Below are 18,921 nucleotides of genomic sequence, written 5' to 3'. Positions count from 1 at the left end.
CCGTGGCCGGCTCAGCCCGGGGTGGCGCGGAAGCCGGAGGCGACGGCGTCGAACAGGCCCGCGACGGCGTCCTCGGCGCGGCCGGCGGGGGAGGTCAGCTGCAGTACCCAGACCCCGCCGAGCTGGTCGCGGCCGGGGATGATGCGCATCAGCGTGCTGCGCTGCGCGCTGCCGCTGCCGGTGGTGAGCGCGATCTGGCTGGAGCCGTCGGGCAGCTGCTCGACCGGCCCGGCCTCGACCGGGTCGACACCCAGCGCCTCCGGGGTGAGGGCCTCGGTGACGGCCTGCAGCGAGGTCGCCGCCCGGACCGACAGCTCCTGACGGCCGTCCGGGCTGACGAAGCGGACGACGACCGAGCCGTCGGGGGCGGGCGAGCGGAACTGCGTCCAGCCGTCGGGCACCGGCACGGTGAAGCCGAGCGGGTCCGGGTAGGTGGTGCGCAGCGACCGGTCGGTGGCGACCGTGACCGTCGACAGCGGTTCCTGGCCGGCCAGCGCGCGGACCCCGGCGAACCCGGCGAGCGCGCCGAGCAGCACGATCAGGGCGCCGCCGAGGACCAGCGGGACGGCGCCGAGCACGGTGGTCGGGCCGGCCGCCGCGGTGCGGGCGGGCGCCGCCCCCCGCGACGACGGCCGGGCCTGCCGCGGGCGCGGCGGCTCGGCGGGCGGCGGTGCCGGTGCGGGCACGGGGTCGGCGACCGGGACGCGGCCGTAGGTGCCGGTGCCGGTGGGGCCGACCGAACCGGGCGGGGGCGGTGCGGCGACCCGCGGCGGTGCCGGTGCCGGGGCCGCGCCGGTCGGTGCGGGCACCCGCGCCATCACGGTCGGCACGTCCGGCGAGCCGGGGAAGATCGGGTCGTCCGGGTCGGCGAGCAGCGGGCGCAGCCGGGCCCGGACCTCGTCGAGCGGCATCCGGCCCGACGGCTCCTTGACCATCAGCCCGGCGATGACCTCGGCGAGCGGGCCGGTGACCGTCGGCGCGGGGACGGGGCCGTCGACGACCTCGGTGATGGTGCGGACCGGGTCGCCGTCGACGTCGTAGGGCGGGCGGCCCTCGACGGCGGCCCAGAGCGTCGCGCCGAGGCCCCACAGGTCCGCGGCGGGGGTGACCGGCTGGCCCGCGGCGACCTCGGGGGCGATGTAGGCGGGCGAGCCGAGCACGAGGCCCGCGGAGGTCATCGGCGCGTCGGACTCGTTGCGGGCGATGCCGAAGTCGGTGAGCTTGATCCGGCCGTCGTCGGAGATCAGGACGTTGCCGGGCTTCACGTCGCGGTGGGTGATCCCGGCCCGGTGCGCGGCCCGCAGCGCCGCCGCCGTGCCGTGCCCGACGACGCCGGCCTGCGCGGCGTCGAGCCTGCCCAGCTCGGTGATCGCCGCGGCCAGGTTCTTCGACGGCACCAGCTCCATGACCACCAGCGGCTCGTCGCCGCCGGAGTCGAGCACGTCGAAGACGGTCACGACGTTGGGGTGCGACAGCCCGGCCAGCGCCCGGGCCTCCCGCATGATGCGTTCCCGCAGCTCCAGCTTCTCCCCGGCCGGGATGCCGTCGGGGATCTTCAGCTCCTTGAGCGCGACGCGGCGGTGCAGGACCTCGTCGAAACCCGACCAGACGGTGCCCATCGCGCCGCTCCCGAGCGGACCGTCGACGCGGTACCGCCCGGCGAACTGTCGGCGCTGGACCTCGCCCTCGGGAACGGACACGCCGCCGATTGTTCCATCGTGCCCGCGCGGCCCGTCCCCGCACACCGTTCCCGGCCGAGATCGTCACCGCCGGTGCGCGGGTGTGACGGTGCGTGACGACACTGGTCGGTCCGGGACGCCGGACGGCCGCCGCGGCGGGCCGGGCGTACGGACGGTCACGGTCCGGTGGCGTTCCGGCCGCGGGCCGGTGTCGTCGTGCCGGGAGTTCCCCGTGACGGGCGTCCGAACCGCCGGTGAACGGCGAGGACGGCCGTTCGCCGACGGGAGGAGCGGTCGCACGCGGCCGTTCACCTGGAGCGGTGAACCCGCTGGCAGCAGCTCGCCGACCCCTTGCCGCCCCGAGGCGTGAACGGACGATTTCGACTGGAACACCGCCGGACGGGTGAGCACCATCATGGGTGGTGGGAGACGACCGAACGCCGTCCGCGTCGACCGCGGACATGCGGGCCGTTCCCGCCGAGGGCCAGTACGAGGAGGACAAGGTGACTGCGCTGCAGACCCGCACCGAGCTCCCGGAGATCACCGATCCCGCGGTCGACGATCTCGGCTCCGGCACGGGTCCGGCCTGGCTGGAGTCGTGGATGCGGGCGCACAAGGGCGAGATCGTCGGCTGGCGCCGCGCGATCCACGCCCAGCCCGAGCTGGCCCGTCGCGAGCACCTCACGACCGCGCGCGTCGCGGAGACCCTGCGGCGGGCCGGTCTGGAGCCGCGCACGCTGCGCGGCGGCACCGGCGTCGTCTGCGAGGTGGGGCACGGCGAGCCGCTGGTCGCCCTGCGCGCGGACATGGACGCGCTGCCCCTGCAGGAGCAGACCGGTCTCCCGTTCGCCTCCGAGGTGCCCGGCGTGATGCACGCCTGCGGGCACGACGCGCACACCGCGATGCTGCTCGGCGCGGCACTGGCGCTGCAGTCCGCGCCGTCGCTGCCCGGCCGGGTCCGGCTGGTGTTCCAGCCGGCCGAGGAGGTGCAGCCGGGCGGCGCGCTCGACGCCGTCGAGCAGGGCGTGATGGAGGGCGTGCAGCGGATCTTCGCGCTGCACTGCGACCCGCGCCTGGAGGTCGGACGGCTCGGCACCCGGGTCGGGCCGATCACCTCGGCCTGCGACCTCATCGAGGTCCGGCTGACCTCCCCGGGCGGGCACACCTCGCGCCCGCACCTGACCGCCGACCTCGTGCAGGCGCTCGGGCTGCTGGCCACCCAGGTGCCGCTGCTGCTGACCCGCCACGTCGACCCGCGGTCGGGCACCGTCCTGACCTGGGGTGCGGTGCACGCCGGGGACGCGGCGAACGCGATCCCGCAGTCCGGGCTGCTGCGCGGCACCCTGCGCACCGCCGACCACGCCACCTGGACCGAGCTCGAGGAGAAGCTGCGGGCGCTCGTCGCGTCCGTGCTGGCCCCGACCGGTGTCGGCTACGTGCTCGACCACGTCCGCGGTGTCCCGCCGGTCGTCAACGACGCGGTGTCCACCGGGATGCTGCGCGACGCCGCGGTGACCGTCGGGGGCGAGGCGGCCGACGCCTCCACCGAGCAGTCCTCCGGCGGCGAGGACTTCGCCTGGTACCTGGAGCACTCCGCGGGCGCCATGGCGCGGCTCGGGGTGTGGTCGGGCGCCGGGAAGCAGCGGGACATCCACCAGCCGACCTTCGACCTCGACGAGCGGGCCCTGCCGTTCGGCTCGCGGGTGCTGGTGCAGGCCGCATTGTCCGCCCTGGCGCAGGCGGCCTCCTGAACCACCGTCTCCCGCGGTGAACGACGACGGCCCGGTCCCCTCGCGGGGGCCGGGCCGTGGTCGTCAGCCGGTGCGGCCGGTCAGGACTGGTTGCCGGGGGAGGACTTGCGGCTGGGCCTGCTGCGCAGCTCGTTGACGTAGTCGTCCGGGGCTCCCGCGGTCTCCGCGGCGTCGGCGATCACACCCAGGTAGCGGGCCGACGGGTCCCCGCCCTCGTAGGCGTTCAGCACGTAGATGAACGCGAGGACGCTGCCGTCGAGGGTGGCGACGCGCAGCCGCAGCTTCTTGTGCATGCCCAGCTCGCCGCCCTCCCAGCGGTCGAGCTGGCGTTCGTCGTGCTCGGGGACGTCGTAGAGCACGACGAACACCTGCGAGCCCGGCTCCTCCACCACGGTGGAGAGCGCGCCCTCCCAGGTGTAGTCCTCGCCGCCGAACGTCAGCCGCCAGCCCTGGAGCCACCCGGTCCCGGCCATCGGCGAGTGCGGGGCGCGCTCCTTCATCTGCTCGGGGTCCATGTTCGACCCGTACGCGGCATACAGCGGCACGCGTGCAGGGTAATGGGAAGCCCGGCGGGGCCTCGACCCGCCCGGTCCTAAGGATGGGACACGCGTACTGTGAGCCCCGTCGACGCCGGCGGGCGGGACCGCCTGCCGGTCCACCACCACCGACTTCTCCAGGGGGATCTCCCGTGACCCGCATCGTCATCATGGGCGGCGGACCGGCCGGGTACGAGGCCGCACTCGTCGCGGCACAGCACGGCAGCGAGGTGACCGTCGTCGAGCGGGACGGGATGGGCGGCGCCTGCGTCGTCTACGACTGCGTCCCCTCGAAGACCTTCATCTCCTCCGCGGCCGTCCGGGTCGACCTGCACCGTGCCGAGGACCTCGGCGTGCTGGTCGACCGCGGCAACTCCGCGGTCGACCTGCCCGCGGTCAACGAGCGGGTCAAGTCCCTCGCTCTCGCCCAGTCCGCCGACGTGCGGGCCCGGCTGGAGAACGAGGGCGTCCGGATCATCGCCGGCACCGCGCAGTTCGCCGGGCCCGGCGCGGCCCGCGCCGCGCACGAGGTGACCGCCACCCACGCCGACGGGACGGTCGAGGAGCTCGTCGCCGACGTCGTCCTCATCGCGACCGGGGCCACCCCGCGGGTGCTGGACTCCGCCCGCCCCGACGGCGACCGGATCCTCGACTGGCGCCAGCTCTACGACCTCGACGAGCTGCCCGAGCACCTGATCGTGATCGGGTCGGGCGTGACCGGCGCGGAGTTCTGCTCCGCCTACGTCGAGCTCGGCTGCCGGGTCAGCCTGGTCTCCAGCCGTGACCGGGTCCTCCCGCACGAGGACGCCGACGCCGCCGCCGTGCTCGAGGAGGTCTTCGCCGAGCGCGGCGTCGAGATCCTCGCCCACGCCCGCGCGGACTCCGTCGAGAACACCGGCGACGGCGTCCGCGTGACGCTGTCCGACGGCCGCGTCGTCGAGGGCTCGCACGCCCTGATGACCGTCGGGTCGATCCCGAACACCGCCGACCTCGGCCTGGAGAAGATCGGCATCGAGACCGACCGCGGCGGGTTCGTCCCCGTCGACAAGGTCTCGCGCACCTCGGAGCCGGGCGTCTACGCGGCCGGCGACTGCACCGGCGTGCTCATGCTCGCCTCGGTCGCGGCCATGCAGGGCCGGATCGCGATGTGGCACGCGCTGGGCGAGGGCGTCTCCCCGATCCGGCTGCGGACCGTCGCGGCGAACGTGTTCACCCGCCCCGAGATCGCGACCGTCGGGATCAGCCAGAACGCGATCGACTCCGGCGAGGTCCCGGCCCGCACCGTGATGCTGCCGCTGTCGACCAACCCGCGCGCCAAGATGCGCGGGCTGCGCCGCGGCTTCGTGAAGCTGTTCTGCCGCCCGGCGTCCGGCGTGGTCATCGGTGGTGTCGTGGTCGCCCCGGTCGCGAGCGAGCTGATCCTGCCGATCGCGATGGCGGTCCAGAACGGGCTGGGCGTGGACGACCTGGCCCACACCTTCTCGGTGTACCCGTCGCTGTCCGGGTCGATCACCGAGGCGGGCCGTCAGCTCATGCAGCACTCCGACCTGGACTGAACAGCTCCGCGAACCGGTCGCGCAGCTCGCCGTCGCCCGCGGGGGCGAGGGTGGACCACTCGGGTCCGCCGTGCGCGCCGGTCCCGCGGGTCAGCCGGTAGCGCCCCCGCGGCGTGTCGACGACGGCGACGTGCCCCGGCAGCCGCGACGGGCTGCCCCAGCGGTCGTGCCGGACGGCACAGATCTGCGCACGGTGCGCGGGCCCGGCGAGCAGCGGTGCGAGCCGGGCCCGCTGCCCGTCGTCCGTGCCGGGGTCGGTGTGTGCGTCCGCGTCGAGGAGGCGGGCCAGCTCGGTGGTGGGCAGGGCCACGGCGGGCCCGGGCCCCGGCGCGCGCCGGGGCAGGGCCGACACCGCGGCGAACGCCGGTGAGCCCGCCGCGGTGACGGTGACGGCTCCGCCGGTGTGGACGGCGAGGACGCCGTCGCCGTCGCGCTCGGCGGCGACTGCGCGCAGCGGCCCGTCGTCGAACCGGCCGCGCACCTCCAGGTGACGGTCGGGGCGGGCGAGCAGGGCCAGCAGCCGTACCAGCGCGGGGTCGGGTCCGGCCGGACCGGCGAGGCCGCGGGCGCGCAGCCCGCCGACGCCGGCCGCCACGACCCGGCGTCGTTCCTCGCGGGTGCGCCCGGGGGAGGGCAGCCGCAGCGCCACCGGGGTGGCGCCGAGCCCCAGGTGCTCCCAGACGACGTCGAACTCGGCGCCGGTGAGCACGAACGGCACCGACGGGGTCCAGGGCGCGGGCTCAGCCACGGCCCCTCCAGCGCGCGTCGGGGCGCAGGACGCCGGGGTCGGGTCGGGCATCGGGCTGCTCCGGGGGGTCGTCGGGGGCGGCGTGCTCGTCGGCGACGAGGCGCCAGGCCGGGATGCGGGGGGCGGCGGGCGCGCCGACGGTCGCCGCGACCGGGTGCGGGGCGGCCGGGACCGCGCCCACCGGTACTCCGGCGGGGGTGACGGCCGGGTCGCCCGGTGCCGGCATCGGCGGCGGGGTGGGGCGGGCGTGTGTGACGGCGCCGGGGGGCGCCGGGCCGTCGGTGTGGGGGACGGCGAGGTCGCCGGTGGTGACGCCGTAGTGGACCGGGCTGCGGGGACCGTCGGGGTCTCCGGGATCGCCGGGGGCGGGGCAGTGCGGGGCGGTGCCGCCGCCGGTCGGTCCGCTGCCGGTCGGCCCGTGGTCGGTCGGCCCGTGGTCGGTGGGGTCGGCGCCCGTCGCGCCCCCGGCGGCCGGCCCGCCGGTCGTGGGCTGACCGGGCGCGCCGCCGCCGGTCGTGGAGTGGCCGGGGCCTGCGGACGTGGAGCTGTGCGGCGTGGGGTCGCCGGGGGCGGTACCGCCGGTGGTTCCGCCGCCGGTTCCCCCGGGGACGGTCGGTCGCTCGGGAATGCACCGGGAGCGGGGCCTCCGGGCGAGGCGCCGTCCGGGTGGGGGCCACCGGGCGTCCACGGCACTCCACCGTCGGCGGCCGGGGCGCCGCTGGGGGCGCGGGTGCCGCTGGTCGTCGCGTCGCCGGAGGGCGGTCGGTGCTCGGCCCCGCTCGGCGGTCCGTCACCCGGCGGGTCCTGGGCGGCACCGCCGGACGGTGTCCCGTGGCCGACCGCGTCGCCGGGCCGCGGGGCCTCACCGGGGGTGGTGTCGCTGCCGGGCCCCTCCGGCCCCGGTGCGGCGTCGTCGCCGGCCCGTGCGCCGTGCTCCGACGGCAGGTCGCCGGAGGGGTGTGCGTCGCGCTCCGGGGGCAGGTCGCCGGAGGGGTGTGCGTCGCGCCCCGGGGTCAGGTCGCCGCCGGGGCGCGGGTGGCCGGGCGGTGTGCCGTCCTCGGCGGGCCTGCGTCCGTCCCGGCTCTGCCGCTCCCGGCGGATCGTGGCGCCGATCAGGATCCCGGCCCCGCCGAGCGCCCCGCCCGCGAGCACCGTGGCGGTCACCGCGGTGCTGCCGCCGCCGTGGTCCGCGCCGCCGACACCGCCCGGGATGCCGGCGTCCGCGGGGGAGGCCGGACCGGCCCCGAGGCCGACGGTTCCGGGCCCGGTGTCCGTGCCGGGCGTGCCGGGCGTGCCGGTGCGGGGGGGTGTCGGTCGCGGAGGCGTCCGCGGGGTCGGGCCCGGAGGAGGGCCCGCCGACGTCGATCGGCCGCGCCCCGGGCACCCCGGCCCGTCCGTTCCCGGTCAGCACCGCCGCGGTGATCCCGCCGAGGCCGATTCCCGCGAACACCGTCGTCCTTGACGCAGCGCCGCCCGCCGGGGCCGGGTCCGCGTCGCCGCCGGGACCGGGCGGGGGCCCGCCGGGCGACGGGGCCGGGACGGCGGGGGAGGCGGGGGCGGTGCCGTCGTGGGCGACGACCGGGGACGCACCCCAGCCGGTCCACGGGGCGCCGGTGACGCGGGTGTCGTCGTCGTAGCGGACCATCAGCTCCGCGGCCCGGCCGGCCGAGTTGCCCGCGGCGAGGTCGGCGGCCGCCCAGTCGTCGAGCAGGGCCGGGCCGGTGGGTGCGGTCTCGGGCGGCGTCGGGGCCGCGGCGGCCGGCATCCGGGCCCGGAGGTCCGCGGCGAGCCCGGCCTGGGCGGCGAGTGCGTCGGCGGTGCGGCCCGCGTCGACGGCGGCGGAGACGACCCAGCCGTCCAGCGACCCGAACGCCGCGGTGACGCCGTCCGCGGTGCCGCCGGACCACCCTCCGGGCAGGTCACGGACCTGGCCGGACAGCTCGCGGTGGACGTCGGTGAGCGCGGCGGCGGCGTCGCGCCACGCCCGCTCCGCCCCGGCCGACGCCGAGGGGCCCGGACCGGCCGCGACCATCGCGACGATCTCGGCGTGGCTCAGTCCCGCCCAGCGCGGAGCGGTCACCGGGCACCCCCGTTCAGCGCGTCCGTCGTCGACTCCTCGGCGCGGGTGTAGGCACGCCCGGTGGCACCGGCGGCGTCGCGGGCCCGCAGCAGCTCCGCGTGCAGCGTGCGCAGCCGGCCGATCGCGGCGTCCGGGCCGTCCGCGGCGTGGACGGCGTAGCGGGCGGCGGCCTCGGCGCTGGCCGGGTCCCCCAGCCACGGCTCGACCCGGCGGGCGTCGGCGTCGAGGGTGCGCAGCGCGACGGCCAGCCGGGACGCGGCCCGGTCGAGCGCCTCCGCCGCCGCGGCCGGGGCGGCCGGGTCGACACGCAGGTCCGGGTGGATGTCGGGCACGTCGGCCTCCGGTGCGGACGGGCGGATCACGGACGGGCGCACGCTAGGCCCGCATCGGCCGTCGCCGCGGGGGTTCGCCGTGGAACGGTCGCGATCGCGAAGCCCGCACACGACGACACCCCCGTCCGCGCCGGTGGTCACCGGCGCGGACGGGGGTGTGTGTCGCGGTCAGGCCGCCGTCACCTCGGTCGGCTCCGGGACCTCGACCGGGGCGCACCCGCGCAGCGGGCACGGCGGTGGGGCCCAGGGCCGGGGCGTCCCGCCGAGGGCGGGAACGGTCCCCGCGAACGGCCACCGGCCTGCGAAACGCTGCAGGTACCAGTAGACGAACAGGTGGTCCGGTTCCTCCGGGTCGGAGACGAACAGCGCACGCTCGCCCAGGTCGGTGACCCAGGCTGCGTAGTCGTTCGCCACCTGCCCCGGTGGGCGCGAGGCCCGCCGGGGCAGGAGCCAGTCCTCCGCCCGGGTGCGCCAGGTCGCCAGCGCGGTCGGGTGCAGGGTGGCCCCCGGGAGCTCCCGGAGGTTGGCGGTGAAGGTGCCGATCAGGACCCCGTCCGCGCCGTACGCGGAGGAGGTCAGGGTGAGCAGGGAGTGCGGGCCCGGGATCGGGCCGTCGGTGTGGACGTGCGTCGTGACGTGGAACGTCGTCGGCGCGATGTCGAACTCTGGGGGCATGACGGATCCTGTGACGTCTCGGTCGAACTGGGACGGCTCACGGCGCGGCAGGGCCTGCGTGGTGAGCGGATCCGCGGCGCGGTACTCCGCGTGGCGGTAGTTCCGGGCCCCGTGGATCGGGCACACGGGTCGGCTGTGGAGTTGTGACGTGCGTGTCGCGGGCGCCGGACGGCGTGCGCGACACGTCGGGAACGCTAGAACGGCGCGACGGGCCGGTCAACGGGCGGTGACCCGCTCGGCACAGCGCGTTCCGCGGAACGCGGGCGGGCTCCGGCGAGCCCGGGGCGTGCTCGGCGCCGGTGGGGTGGCGTCCGGGTCGGGCGGCGTGCGTTCCGCGGAACGCACGTGTCCGGGCGACCGGAGCCGCAGCGCGTTCCGCGGAACGCGGACTGCACCCTCGGGACGGGCATCCGGCCCCCGGGAACCGCGTTCCGCGGAACGCGGTCGCACACGCGACGGTGCAGGTCACCGGGTGCGTTCCGCAGAACGTGGGTGCGTGCGCTCGCGCGAGGTGACAGGGGTTCCGCGGCACCGTGGCGCGCGTCCCTCGCGTTCCGCGGAACGCGGCGACGGGCTGTCCGGCCGGACGGACCGCGTCCCGCGGAACGCGGCTGCCGGCGCGCGGGCGACGGGGCCGGGCCGACCGCCTCAGCCCTCGCCCACCAACCGCCCCAGCACGACGACGTCGACCCGCTCGCCGTCGACGGTCCACGCCTCCCGCAGCCGGCCCTCCGGCACGAACCCCAGCGTCGCGGCGACGGCGGCGGAGGCCCGGTTCGGCTCGGCGTGCATCCAGGTGACGCGGTGCAGCCCGAGCCCGCCGAAGGCGAAGCGCACGACCGCCCCGGCCGCGGTGCGGACCAGGCCGCGTCCGCGGGCGCCGGGCAGCGTCCAGCAGCGCAGCTCGGCGGTGCCGTGGGCGAGGTCCAGGTGCTCCAGGGTGATCTCGCCGAGCATCTCCCCGGTCGTCGGCTCGGCGACGGCCCAGGCACAGCGGGTGCCGCGGGCCCAGCCGTCGATCCGGTCCGCGACGTGCGCGGTCACCTGCTCGTCGAAGTCCGGGGCGGCCGGGTCCGGACGGTTGCGCCAGCGCCGGATCTCCGGATCCCGGCAGGACGCGGCGACGGCCGGGCGGTCGTCCACCCGGCCGTCGTGCCGCAGCCCGCGCAGGTACCACGCCCCGGCGTTGATCTCGACCGGGTCGAGCACCGGGGCGGGCACCCGGGTCAGTCCTTGATCTCGCAGATGACGGTGCCCTGGGTGACCGAGGCGCCCTGCTCCGCGTCCAGACCGGTCACGGTGCCGGCCTTGGTCGCGGTGACCGGGTTCTCCATCTTCATCGCCTCGAGGACGACGATCAGGTCACCCACCTCGACGGTGTCGCCCTCGGAGACCGCGACCTTGATGATCGTGCCCTGCATCGGCGCGGTGACGGCGTCGCCGGAGGCCTTCGCCCCGCCGCCGCCCTTGCCGCCACGCTTGCGCGGGGCCGCCTTGGCCGCGCCGCCGCCGTTGCCGCCCCCGCCGAGGGCGAGGTCACCGGGCAGCGAGACCTCCAGGCGTCGCCCGCCGACCTCGACCACGACGGTCTGCCGCTCGCCGGACTCGTCGTCGGCACCCGCGCCGCCCTCGAACGGCGGGACGGTGTTGTCCCACTCGGTCTCGATCCAGCGGGTGTGCACGGTGAAGTCCTCGAGGGTCTCGGCGGCGTAGGCCGGGTCCTCGACGACGAGACGGTGGAACTCGAGCACGGTCGCCATGCCCTCGACCTTGAACTCGCCGAGCGCGCGACGGGCCCGCTGCAGCGCCTGCTGCCGGTCGCTGCCCCACACGATCAGCTTCGCCAGCAGCGAGTCGAACTGGCCGCCGATGACCGAGCCGTCCTCGACGCCCGCGTCCATCCGGACGCCCGGCCCGGCCGGGTACCAGATCCGCTCGACGGTGCCCGGCGCCGGCAGGAAGTTGCGCCCGGCGTCCTCGCCGTTGATGCGGAACTCGATGGCGTGCCCGCGCGGCTGCGGGTCGTCGTCGAAGTCCAGCTCCTGACCCTCGGCGATCCGGAACATCTGGCGGACCAGGTCGATCCCGGTGGTCTCCTCCGAGACCGGGTGCTCGACCTGCAGACGGGTGTTCACCTCGAGGAAGGTGATCATGCCGTCCTGGCCGATCAGGAACTCGACGGTGCCGGCGCCGTAGTAGCCGGCCTCCTTGCAGATCGCCTTCGAGGCGTCGTACAGGGTCTTCTTCTGCTCGTCGCTCAGGAACGGCGCGGGCGCCTCCTCGACGAGCTTCTGGAAGCGGCGCTGCAGCGAGCAGTCCCGCGTCCCCACGACGACGACGTTCCCGTGCTGGTCGGCCAGCACCTGGGTCTCGACGTGGCGCGGCTTGTCCAGGTAGCGCTCGACGAAGCACTCGCCGCGGCCGAACGCCGCGGTGGCCTCACGGACCGCGGACTCGTACAGCTCGGCGATCTCGGAGCGCTCGCGGGCGACCTTCATGCCGCGCCCGCCACCGCCGAAGGCGGCCTTGATCGCGACCGGCAGGCCGTGCTCGTCGGCGAAGGCGATGACCTCGTCCGCGTCCTTCACCGGGTCCTTGGTGCCGGGCACCAGCGGGGCGCCGGCCTTCAGGGCGATGTGACGCGCGGTCACCTTGTCGCCGAGGTCGCGGATCGACTGCGGCGACGGGCCGATCCAGGTCAGGTCGGCGTCGATCACGGCCTGGGCGAAGTCGGCGTTCTCCGACAGGAAGCCGTAGCCGGGGTGGATCGCGTCGGCACCGGCCTGCTTCGCGGCACCGATGACCTTCTCGATGTCGAGGTAGGACTCGGCGGCGGTGGAGCCACCCAGCGCGAAGGCCTCGTCGGCGAGCCGCACGAACATCGCGTCCCGGTCCGGGTCGGCGTAGACGGCGACGCTCTGAAGCCCCGCGTCCTTCGCTGCTCGGATCACGCGGACGGCGATCTCTCCCCGGTTGGCGACGAGCACTTTGCGCAGTGCGGGCACGGTCGAACTCCTCCGGTCACGGCGCCGGCCCGATGCTCCGGCGCAGGGTTAGGCGGAGTGTAAGAGCAGAGCAGCCGGAAGTTACCGGTGGGGAATGTGGCGATGGCAACGTCGTCACCCGTCCGAGGGCCCCGACCTCGACCCTGATCGTTCCAGTCGTGACCGGTGCCACCATCGGGACAGGCGGTTCCGGGGTCGCGGGGCGGTGCGGCCGTCGTAGTGCAGCGCCGCTTCGCGCGCGGCCAGCTCGCGCCGCGCGCCCGCACCGAGCCGCCCGGCGGCCGCGAGCTCGCGGGCCAGGTCCCAGCCCTCCCGCTCCGGGCCGTAGGGGGCGACGCCGTCGAAGCGGGCGTCGAACCGGGCCTGCCAGCCCGCCCCGGCGTCGACGGCGAGCAGCGGCCACGCCGCGGCGACGAGCCCGGCGCGCTTGCGCAGCAGCGCCGCCCGGGCCGCCGCCAGGCGCGCCGCGTCGAACCCGGCCGGGTCCGTCCCGCCCGCGACGAGCGCCGCCACCAGCTCGGCCTGCCGCCGCGCGAGCCCGTCGCTCACGTCCGGCCCGGCCCGTCCGCGGCGGGCGCGGCCACCGGTCCGGCGCCCGCACCCGCCCGGCACGGCGCCGCGTGCCCGGCCGCGGCCGCGATGGCGTCCAGCTCCGCGCGCAGCACCGCGGCGGGCGGGTAGCGGCCGTCGCGTTCCAGCATCACCGGCGGCGGCACCGGCAGCTGCGCGACGGTGTGGGTCAGCAGCGCCAGCACCGCGTCCGGGACGGGGTCGGTGTGGGTGTCGTGCAGCAGCCCCGCCGCGTCGGCGGCGTGCCCGGCGACGTGGCAGTAGGCCACCGCCCCGGGCGGCAGCCCGGCGAGCAGCGCGTCGACGTCCGCCCGCGGGTCACGGCCCCGGTTGCGGGCGTTGACGAAGGTGTTCGCGACGTCGAGCAGCAGCGGCGCCCCGGTCCGGTCGTGCAGCCGATGCAGGAAGCCCGCCTCGTCGAACTCGTCGTCGGGCCAGTCGAACAGGGCCGCGATCGGCTCCAGCGCCAGCGGGACGTCGAGCTCCTCGCGGGTCGCCGTCACGTTGGCGACGAGCACGTCGAGCGCCTCGCGGGTCCGGGGGAGCGGCAGCAGGTGCCCCGCCTCGACCCCGCCGGCCCGGGTGAACGCGATGTGCTCGCTGACCAGCGCCGCACCCGTCGCCGCGGCGCAGGCCGCGAGGTGGGCGACCCGCCCCGGGTCGACGCCCTCGGGCGAGCCCGGCGACAGCCGCACCCCGTGCACGACGACCGGCCTGCGCAGCAGCGACGCCGGCACCGCGTCCGGGCGCAGCGACTCGGCGATGACCTCGTGGAACGTGAGACCGTCGACGTCGTCGAGGACGGCGGCGATGCCGCTGCGCCAGCCGACCCCGGTCCCGCCCGGGACACCCGTCATGTCGCCACCTCCGCCGTACGAGCCGTCCCCGCAGCTTCACACCCCCCACGGTGCAGCTGCGGGGACGGCAGATCCGGTTCCCCCACGCGGGCTCAGCCGCCGCAGCCGCCTCCGCCACAGCCTCCGCCGCCTCCGCCGCAGCTGCTCCCGCCGCCGTCACCGCCGGACCAGCCGACGCCACCGCCGTCGGAGGAGCCGCCCCCGGTCGCGGCGGGCGCCCCGCCGAGCGTGGCGAGCTTCTGCGCGGCGAGCTCCTCGGCGAAGGCGGGCTCGGCGGCCAGCATCGCGCCGACCCCGAACGCCCCGACCGACAGCGCGGCCGCCGCGGGCCCGACGGCCGTCCAGTCCGGGCGCATCGACGGCGACAGCGCGTCGTTCCGGGACCGGACGACGGTGAGCGCGGCGTCCCCGGCCCGGGTCCGGTCGGGCACCCGCGTCGCGAGCACCGTGGCGAACACCGCGGTGGCGGCGACGAGCGCGAACAGGAACCCGACCGGGCGCCCACCGCCCAGACCGGCGGCGATCCGCACCGCACCGGCGAGGGCGAGCACCCCGACCGGCCAGGCGGTCGCCCGGTAGCGGACCCGGTCGGCCGGGGACAGCAGCAGCCCCGCGGTCTCCAGCCGCTGCGCGGCCCGGGCCAGCTCGGTGCGGACCGGCTCGTGGGTGCCCAGCATCCGGCCCGGGGTCAGACGCTGCGCGGAGCGGTGGATCGCCCGCTGCAGCGCCGACGCGCCGTGCCCGGGGACCCTGCCCGCCCGCACCTGGCCCGTGGTGCGGCCGGAGGTGACCAGGCTGCCGTCGACGTGCATGGCCGACAGGGCCGCGTACACGGCCAGCTCGGGGCCGCCGTTGAGGTACGCGACGTCCTCGGGCCTGCTGTCGAGGGTGCGGGCGCCGCGCGGATCCCCCTGCGCGATCGTCCGCCGCCGGCGCAGCACGATCCCGGAGACCAGGACCAGCGCGACGACGTAGAGGACCAGGAAGGTCTGACCCGGGATGCCCCAGGTGTCCCCGGTGAGGTTCGTGCCCATCTCCACCACCCCCTGCGGTGAGCGACACTTCGTCGTTCGAAGCAGTGTGCGCCCGCTCACCCCGGCCGGGTGACCGATTTGAGGTGGACTTGAGGAAGGAGCGCGGACGACGGCAGCCGGGATCACCGACGGTGACCCCGGCTGTCGCGGGAGTGAGCGGGCGGGCTCAGGCGGTCGCGGCCCGCACCTGGTTCTTGATGCGCGCCAGCATCGCCGCGATGCCGCGCAGCCGCAGCGGGCTGACGGCCTCGGCGAGGCCGAGGTCGGTGTAGAAGTCGTCCGGCACGGCCAGCACCGTCGCGGCGGGCTGCCCGTCGAGCCCGGTCACCATGATCGAGGCGAACCCGCGGGTGGTCGGCGCCTCCTTCGGCGCGGAGAAGAACAGGTGCACCGGCCGCTCACCGCCGTCCTCCACCTCGACGGCGAGGAACAGCGGCGACTGGCACTCGTGGACCTGCTCCATCGTGTCCGCGGTGTCGGCGTACCGCTCGGGCAGGTCCGGCAGCTCCTGGGACAGCTCCAGCAGCAGCTGGAGACGGTCCTTCGGGCCGACCGCGGCGAAGTCGTCGACCAGCTCGGCGAGATCGGGGGGCAGGGTGCCCGGGTCGGTGGAGCTCACGCGGACCCGCGCTCCTCGCCCTGCACGATCGGCACGCGCACGGCGTTGCCCCACTCGGTCCAGCTGCCGTCGTAGTTGCGGACCCGGTCGAAGCCCAGCAGGTACGTCAGCACGAACCAGGTGTGGCTGGAGCGCTCGCCGATCCGGCAGTAGGCGACGACGTCGTCCGAGGCCGACAGCCCCTGCTCCTGCTCGTAGATCGCGGACAGCTCGGCACGGCTCTTGAAGGACCCGTCCTCGGCGGCGGCGCGGGCCCACGGGACGCTCGCGGCGCCCGGGATGTGCCCGCCGCGGACCGCGCCCTCCTGCGGGTAGTCGGGCATGTGCAGCTTCTCGCCGGTGTACTCCTGCGGGGACCGCACGTCGACCAGCGGCCTGCCCAGGTGGGCGAGGACGTCGTCCTTGAAGGCGCGGATGCCGGAGTCGTCGCGCTCGACGACCGGGTAGTCGACCTGGGCCGGGGTGGGGGCGTCGGTGACCATCTCGCGGCCCTCGGCGACCCACTTGGACCGGCCGCCGTCGAGCAGCCGCACGTCGGCGTGGCCGAACAGGGAGAACACCCACAGCGCGTAGGCGGCCCACCAGTTGTTCCGGTCCCCGTAGACGACGATCGTGGTGTCCCGGCCGATGCCGCGCTCGGACATGATCTCGGCGAAGCGGGTGCCGTCGACGTAGTCACGGGTGACGGGGTCGTTCAGCTCGGTGTGCCAGTCGACCTTCACCGCGCCGGGGATGTGCCCGGTCTCGTAGAGCAGCACGTCCTCGTCGGACTCCACGACGACGAGGCCGGGGTCGGTGAGGTGCTCGGCCAGCCACTCGGTGGTGACCAGGCGCTCGGGGTGCGCGTACTCGGCGAGCTTCGGGTCGGGGTCGTGTCCGACAGTCATGGCCGCAGGGTAACCGCGTGCCCCGACACCCACACGGCGGTCAGGACCGTGGCGTCCACAGATCGACCACCGACACCCCGACCGCGCCCAGCAGACGGCGCAGCAGCGGCAGGCTGATCCCGATCACGTTGGACGGGTCGCCGTCGATGCCCTCGACGAACCAGCCGCCCAGCCCGTCCAGGGTGAACGCGCCCGCGACCTTCAGCGGCTCGCCGGTGGCGAGGTAGGCGTCCAGCTCGGCGTCGGTCGGCTCGGCGAAGCGCACCCCGGTCCCGGCGTGCCCCTCGGCCTCCTGCACGACCGCCCCGCCGGCCAGGCGCAGCACGGCGTGCCCGGTCAGCAGCTCGCCGGTGCGCCCGGCCATGGCCTTCCAGCGGCGCCGCGCGGTCTCCGCGTCGTGCGGCTTGCCGACCAGCTCGCCGTCGACGAGCAGCATGGAGTCGCAGCCCACGACCACGCAGTCACCGGTCAGCCGGTCGGCGACGGCGGCGGCCTTGGCCGCGGCCAGCAGCGTCACCTTGCGCGCGGGGTCGGCGTCGGGGTGCGCGGCGAGCAGGGCGTCCTCGTCGACGTCGGAGACCTCCACGGCGGGGTCGGCCCCGGCGGCGCGCAGGACCGACAGGCGGGCGGGGGAGGCGGAGGCCAGAACCAGACGCACGACGGCAGACGCTACCGGCCCGCCACCGCGGAGCCGTGGTCCGCCGCCGGGTCGGCGGTCCGGTCCGGCCCGGCGACGCGGTGCAGGCGCAGCGCCAGGTGCAGGTGGAAGCGGCCCTCGGGGGTGCGCCAGTCCGGTCCGAGCAGGTCGTCGACGCGTTCGAGGCGCTGGCGCACGGTGTTCGGGTGCACCGACAGCGCGTCGGCGGCCGGGGCGAGCAGCTCGCCCGCCGCGAACCAGTGCCACAGCGTCTCGGCCAGCCGGGTGCGCCGGCGCCGGTCGTAGTCGAGGACCGGGCCGAGGTGGCGCCCGACGATCTCCCGCGACGTGGTGCCGGTCCGGTCCCGGATCACCGCGCCGACCGCGCCGAGCGAGGCGAAGTCCGCGTGCCCGGTGGTGCGGCCCAGGGCGCGGGCCGCCGCGGCGACGTCGGCGGCCTCGGTGTGCGCGCGGCGCAGGTCCGACGGCCCGCCCGAGGGGCTGTGCGCGGCGCCGACGAGCGACGGCGTCCCGGCCGCGGCGAGCCCCTCGGCGACGAGCGGTGCCGCCCCGGCCCCCGCACAGCCGGGGCCGGTCGTCCCGGCGGCGATCACGCACACGTGCCCGTCGTGCACCGACACCAGCCAGCGGCCCGCCCCGTCGAGCCCCCGCACCGCCCGCGCCGCGGTCACCGCACCGGCCGGGTCGACGTCGACGACCAGCACCGTCGCCGGGGCGTCGGGGGAGAGGCCGTACTGCGCGAGCCGGGTCCCCAGCGTCGGCCGCGGCGGGACCCGGCTGTCGACGAGCTCCTCGACCAGGGTGGTCTGGGCGGTCTCGTCGGCCTGGGCCAGTGCCCGCTCGACCAGCAGCGCGACCGTCATGAACGCCGAGGCGTGCGCCAGCCGGGCGACGGCGTCGTCGTCGGCGCCCTCCATGACCAGGGTCGCCAGGTGCTCGCCCGCGGTGGTGATCGCGAGCAGCGCGTAGGTCCCGCCGCCGGGCAGGTGCGCGATCGCGACCCCACCGGCCTGCTGGGAGGTGCGGACCGCCGACCGCAGCCGCCACCCGGCCAGCTCCTCGGGGGTGAGCAGCCGTCGTCCCGTGCGCAGCGCCCCGGACGGGTCGTGCAGCGAGAGCGGGTGCCCGACGGACTCGGCGAGCACGGCGAACACCCCGGCCGCCTCGGCGGTGGAGCCGGCCATCGCCCCCATGAGGCGTTCGTCGAGGTGCAGGAGGTGTTCCAGGCGCAGCCGGGCGCCGGGGTCGGAGCCGTCGTCGCGGGTGGTGCGCAGGCGCCGGATCTCCTCGCCGCGCCGGGTCTGCTCCAGCGCGACGGCGGCCTGCACGGCCATGTGCTCCAGTGCGGTCCGGGCGGCCGGGCCGAGGGTGCGGGGCCCGCGGTGGGCCACCAGCAGCGCCCCCACGACCCGCCCGCCCAGGCGCATCGGGGCGCCCGCGATGGCGCGCACCCCCTCGCCGCGCACGATCGTGTCGATCCCCGACAGGTGGTTGAGCGCCCGGTCGGCCAGGTAGTCCGCGGTCGCGACCGTGCCCGCGCCGGCCGCCGCGCGCCCGAGCACGCCGGTGCCGAACGGCATCCGGATCGCGCGGTACTCCGGGGTGCGGACGCCGTCGGTCAGCTCGATGTAGGTCGTACCGGAGTGCAGGTCGTTGAGGCTGAAGTAGGCCATGTCCGCGCCGAGCAGCGCCCGGGTGCGGCGCAGGACGGCGCCGAGCATGACGTCGCGGTCGCCGACGTTCGCGAGGTCCAGCGCTGTCTGCCCGACGGCCTGCAGGATCGCGTCCTGGCTGGGCTCGGGGAACGGCGGAGCCGGCTTCATGCGCCCGACCCTATGTCTGTCCGCGCCATGTCCTGCGATCAAGACAGGCGCATACGACCATGGACGCCCGCCCCGGGCTTCCCGAGACTGGCCCGGCGACGAACTGCCAGA

General features: G+C 76.6%; 18 protein-coding genes. 2 read left to right on the top strand and 16 right to left on the bottom strand.

Annotated features, from left to right (window positions below; all coding sequences use genetic code 11):
* Positions 1 to 11: 11 nt before the first annotated feature.
* Positions 12 to 1,700: a serine/threonine-protein kinase gene (locus KPL60_RS26830; protein WP_226367574.1), complete on the bottom strand. Its 1,689-nt coding sequence runs from the start codon at positions 1,698 to 1,700 to the stop codon at positions 12 to 14.
* 440 nt (positions 1,701 to 2,140) lie between these two features.
* Here KPL60_RS26830 and KPL60_RS26825 point away from each other — a divergent pair, with 440 nt between their 5' ends.
* Positions 2,141 to 3,430: an amidohydrolase gene (locus KPL60_RS26825; RefSeq protein WP_226368245.1), complete on the top strand. Its 1,290-nt coding sequence runs from the start codon at positions 2,141 to 2,143 to the stop codon at positions 3,428 to 3,430.
* 80 nt (positions 3,431 to 3,510) lie between these two features.
* On the opposite strand, the gene KPL60_RS26820 is transcribed toward KPL60_RS26825, so the two are convergent.
* Entirely contained in the window at positions 3,511 to 3,975 is a 465-nt protein-coding gene (locus KPL60_RS26820) for a gamma-glutamylcyclotransferase (RefSeq protein WP_062397641.1), read from the bottom strand.
* A gap of 143 nt (positions 3,976 to 4,118) precedes the next feature.
* Between KPL60_RS26820 and KPL60_RS26815 the strand changes: the two genes are divergently transcribed.
* The gene (locus tag KPL60_RS26815; RefSeq protein WP_226349916.1) at positions 4,119 to 5,522 is read left to right on the top strand and encodes an NAD(P)H-quinone dehydrogenase; all 1,404 of its coding nucleotides are present in this window, start codon (positions 4,119 to 4,121) and stop codon (positions 5,520 to 5,522) included.
* Here the strand turns inward: KPL60_RS26815 and KPL60_RS26810 are convergent.
* The 14 genes from KPL60_RS26810 to KPL60_RS26745 all read right to left on the bottom strand — a co-directional run bounded on the left by KPL60_RS26810 (position 5,497) and on the right by KPL60_RS26745 (position 18,810).
* A complete protein-coding gene (locus KPL60_RS26810) occupies positions 5,497 to 6,270 on the bottom strand; it encodes an ESX secretion-associated protein EspG (RefSeq protein ID WP_226349917.1) in 774 nt (257 codons plus the stop codon). The two genes, KPL60_RS26815 and KPL60_RS26810, sit on opposite strands and share 26 nt — an antisense overlap.
* Positions 6,263 to 6,496 carry a hypothetical protein gene (locus KPL60_RS26805; protein WP_226367573.1) on the bottom strand — a complete coding sequence of 78 codons (234 nt, stop codon included), beginning with the start codon at positions 6,494 to 6,496 and terminating at the stop codon, positions 6,263 to 6,265. The genes KPL60_RS26810 and KPL60_RS26805 overlap by 8 nt, the downstream gene beginning before the upstream one ends.
* 636 nt (positions 6,497 to 7,132) lie before the next feature.
* Entirely contained in the window at positions 7,133 to 8,350 is a 1,218-nt protein-coding gene (locus tag KPL60_RS26800) for a hypothetical protein (RefSeq protein ID WP_226367572.1), read from the bottom strand.
* The gene (locus KPL60_RS26795; RefSeq protein ID WP_226367571.1) at positions 8,347 to 8,712 is read right to left on the bottom strand and encodes a hypothetical protein; all 366 of its coding nucleotides are present in this window, start codon (positions 8,710 to 8,712) and stop codon (positions 8,347 to 8,349) included. The genes KPL60_RS26800 and KPL60_RS26795 overlap by 4 nt, the downstream gene beginning before the upstream one ends.
* A gap of 138 nt (positions 8,713 to 8,850) precedes the next feature.
* Positions 8,851 to 9,357, bottom strand: a complete 507-nt coding sequence (locus tag KPL60_RS26790) for a hypothetical protein (RefSeq protein WP_226367570.1) — start codon at positions 9,355 to 9,357, stop codon at positions 8,851 to 8,853.
* Between the two features lie 648 nt (positions 9,358 to 10,005).
* Complete coding sequence (locus KPL60_RS26785; RefSeq protein ID WP_226349921.1) at positions 10,006 to 10,578, bottom strand: GNAT family N-acetyltransferase; 573 nt, start codon at positions 10,576 to 10,578, stop codon at positions 10,006 to 10,008.
* 5 nt (positions 10,579 to 10,583) lie between these two features.
* Complete coding sequence (locus tag KPL60_RS26780; protein WP_226367569.1) at positions 10,584 to 12,362, bottom strand: acetyl/propionyl/methylcrotonyl-CoA carboxylase subunit alpha; 1,779 nt, start codon at positions 12,360 to 12,362, stop codon at positions 10,584 to 10,586.
* Positions 12,363 to 12,476: 114 nt separating this feature from the next.
* A complete protein-coding gene (locus KPL60_RS26775) occupies positions 12,477 to 12,911 on the bottom strand; it encodes a hypothetical protein (RefSeq protein ID WP_226367568.1) in 435 nt (144 codons plus the stop codon).
* Positions 12,908 to 13,789: a DUF692 family multinuclear iron-containing protein gene (locus KPL60_RS26770; RefSeq protein ID WP_226367567.1), complete on the bottom strand. Its 882-nt coding sequence runs from the start codon at positions 13,787 to 13,789 to the stop codon at positions 12,908 to 12,910. The genes KPL60_RS26775 and KPL60_RS26770 overlap by 4 nt, the downstream gene beginning before the upstream one ends.
* 92 nt (positions 13,790 to 13,881) lie before the next feature.
* Positions 13,882 to 14,823, bottom strand: coding sequence for a TIGR04222 domain-containing membrane protein (locus tag KPL60_RS26765; protein WP_226367566.1), 942 nt, complete (start codon positions 14,821 to 14,823; stop codon positions 13,882 to 13,884).
* A 166-nt stretch (positions 14,824 to 14,989) separates the two neighbouring features.
* Positions 14,990 to 15,442, bottom strand: a complete 453-nt coding sequence (locus tag KPL60_RS26760) for a SufE family protein (protein ID WP_226349926.1) — start codon at positions 15,440 to 15,442, stop codon at positions 14,990 to 14,992.
* Positions 15,439 to 16,329 (bottom strand): sulfurtransferase, encoded by an 891-nt coding sequence (locus KPL60_RS26755; protein WP_226349927.1) that lies wholly within the window; start codon positions 16,327 to 16,329, stop codon positions 15,439 to 15,441. Before KPL60_RS26755 ends, KPL60_RS26760 begins: the two co-directional genes overlap by 4 nt.
* Before the next feature lie 40 nt (positions 16,330 to 16,369).
* A complete protein-coding gene (locus KPL60_RS26750) occupies positions 16,370 to 16,987 on the bottom strand; it encodes a nucleoside triphosphate pyrophosphatase (RefSeq protein WP_226367565.1) in 618 nt (205 codons plus the stop codon).
* A gap of 11 nt (positions 16,988 to 16,998) precedes the next feature.
* Positions 16,999 to 18,810, bottom strand: coding sequence for a helix-turn-helix domain-containing protein (locus KPL60_RS26745; protein ID WP_226367564.1), 1,812 nt, complete (start codon positions 18,808 to 18,810; stop codon positions 16,999 to 17,001).
* Positions 18,811 to 18,921 lie beyond the last annotated feature (111 nt).

The organism is Pseudonocardia sp. ICBG162 (assembly GCF_020496225.1).
In the GTDB taxonomy this organism is placed as follows: domain Bacteria; phylum Actinomycetota; class Actinomycetes; order Mycobacteriales; family Pseudonocardiaceae; genus Pseudonocardia; species Pseudonocardia alni.
This window is presented reverse-complemented; position numbering and strand designations above follow the sequence as displayed.

Bases quoted from the DNA above. Each gene is read 5' to 3' on its own strand.
- KPL60_RS26825 (WP_226368245.1), top strand. From the start codon at position 2,141: ATGCGGGCCGTTCCCGCCGAGGGCCAGTACGAGGAGGACAAGGTGACT.
- KPL60_RS26805 (WP_226367573.1), bottom strand. From the start codon at position 6,496: ATGCCGGCACCGGGCGACCCGGCCGTCACCCCCGCCGGAGTACCGGTG.
- KPL60_RS26790 (WP_226367570.1), bottom strand. From the start codon at position 9,357: ATGCCCCCAGAGTTCGACATCGCGCCGACGACGTTCCACGTCACGACG.
- KPL60_RS26770 (WP_226367567.1), bottom strand. From the start codon at position 13,789: ATGACGGGTGTCCCGGGCGGGACCGGGGTCGGCTGGCGCAGCGGCATC.
- KPL60_RS26765 (WP_226367566.1), bottom strand. From the start codon at position 14,823: ATGGGCACGAACCTCACCGGGGACACCTGGGGCATCCCGGGTCAGACC.
- KPL60_RS26755 (WP_226349927.1), bottom strand. From the start codon at position 16,329: ATGACTGTCGGACACGACCCCGACCCGAAGCTCGCCGAGTACGCGCAC.
- KPL60_RS26745 (WP_226367564.1), bottom strand. From the start codon at position 18,810: ATGAAGCCGGCTCCGCCGTTCCCCGAGCCCAGCCAGGACGCGATCCTG.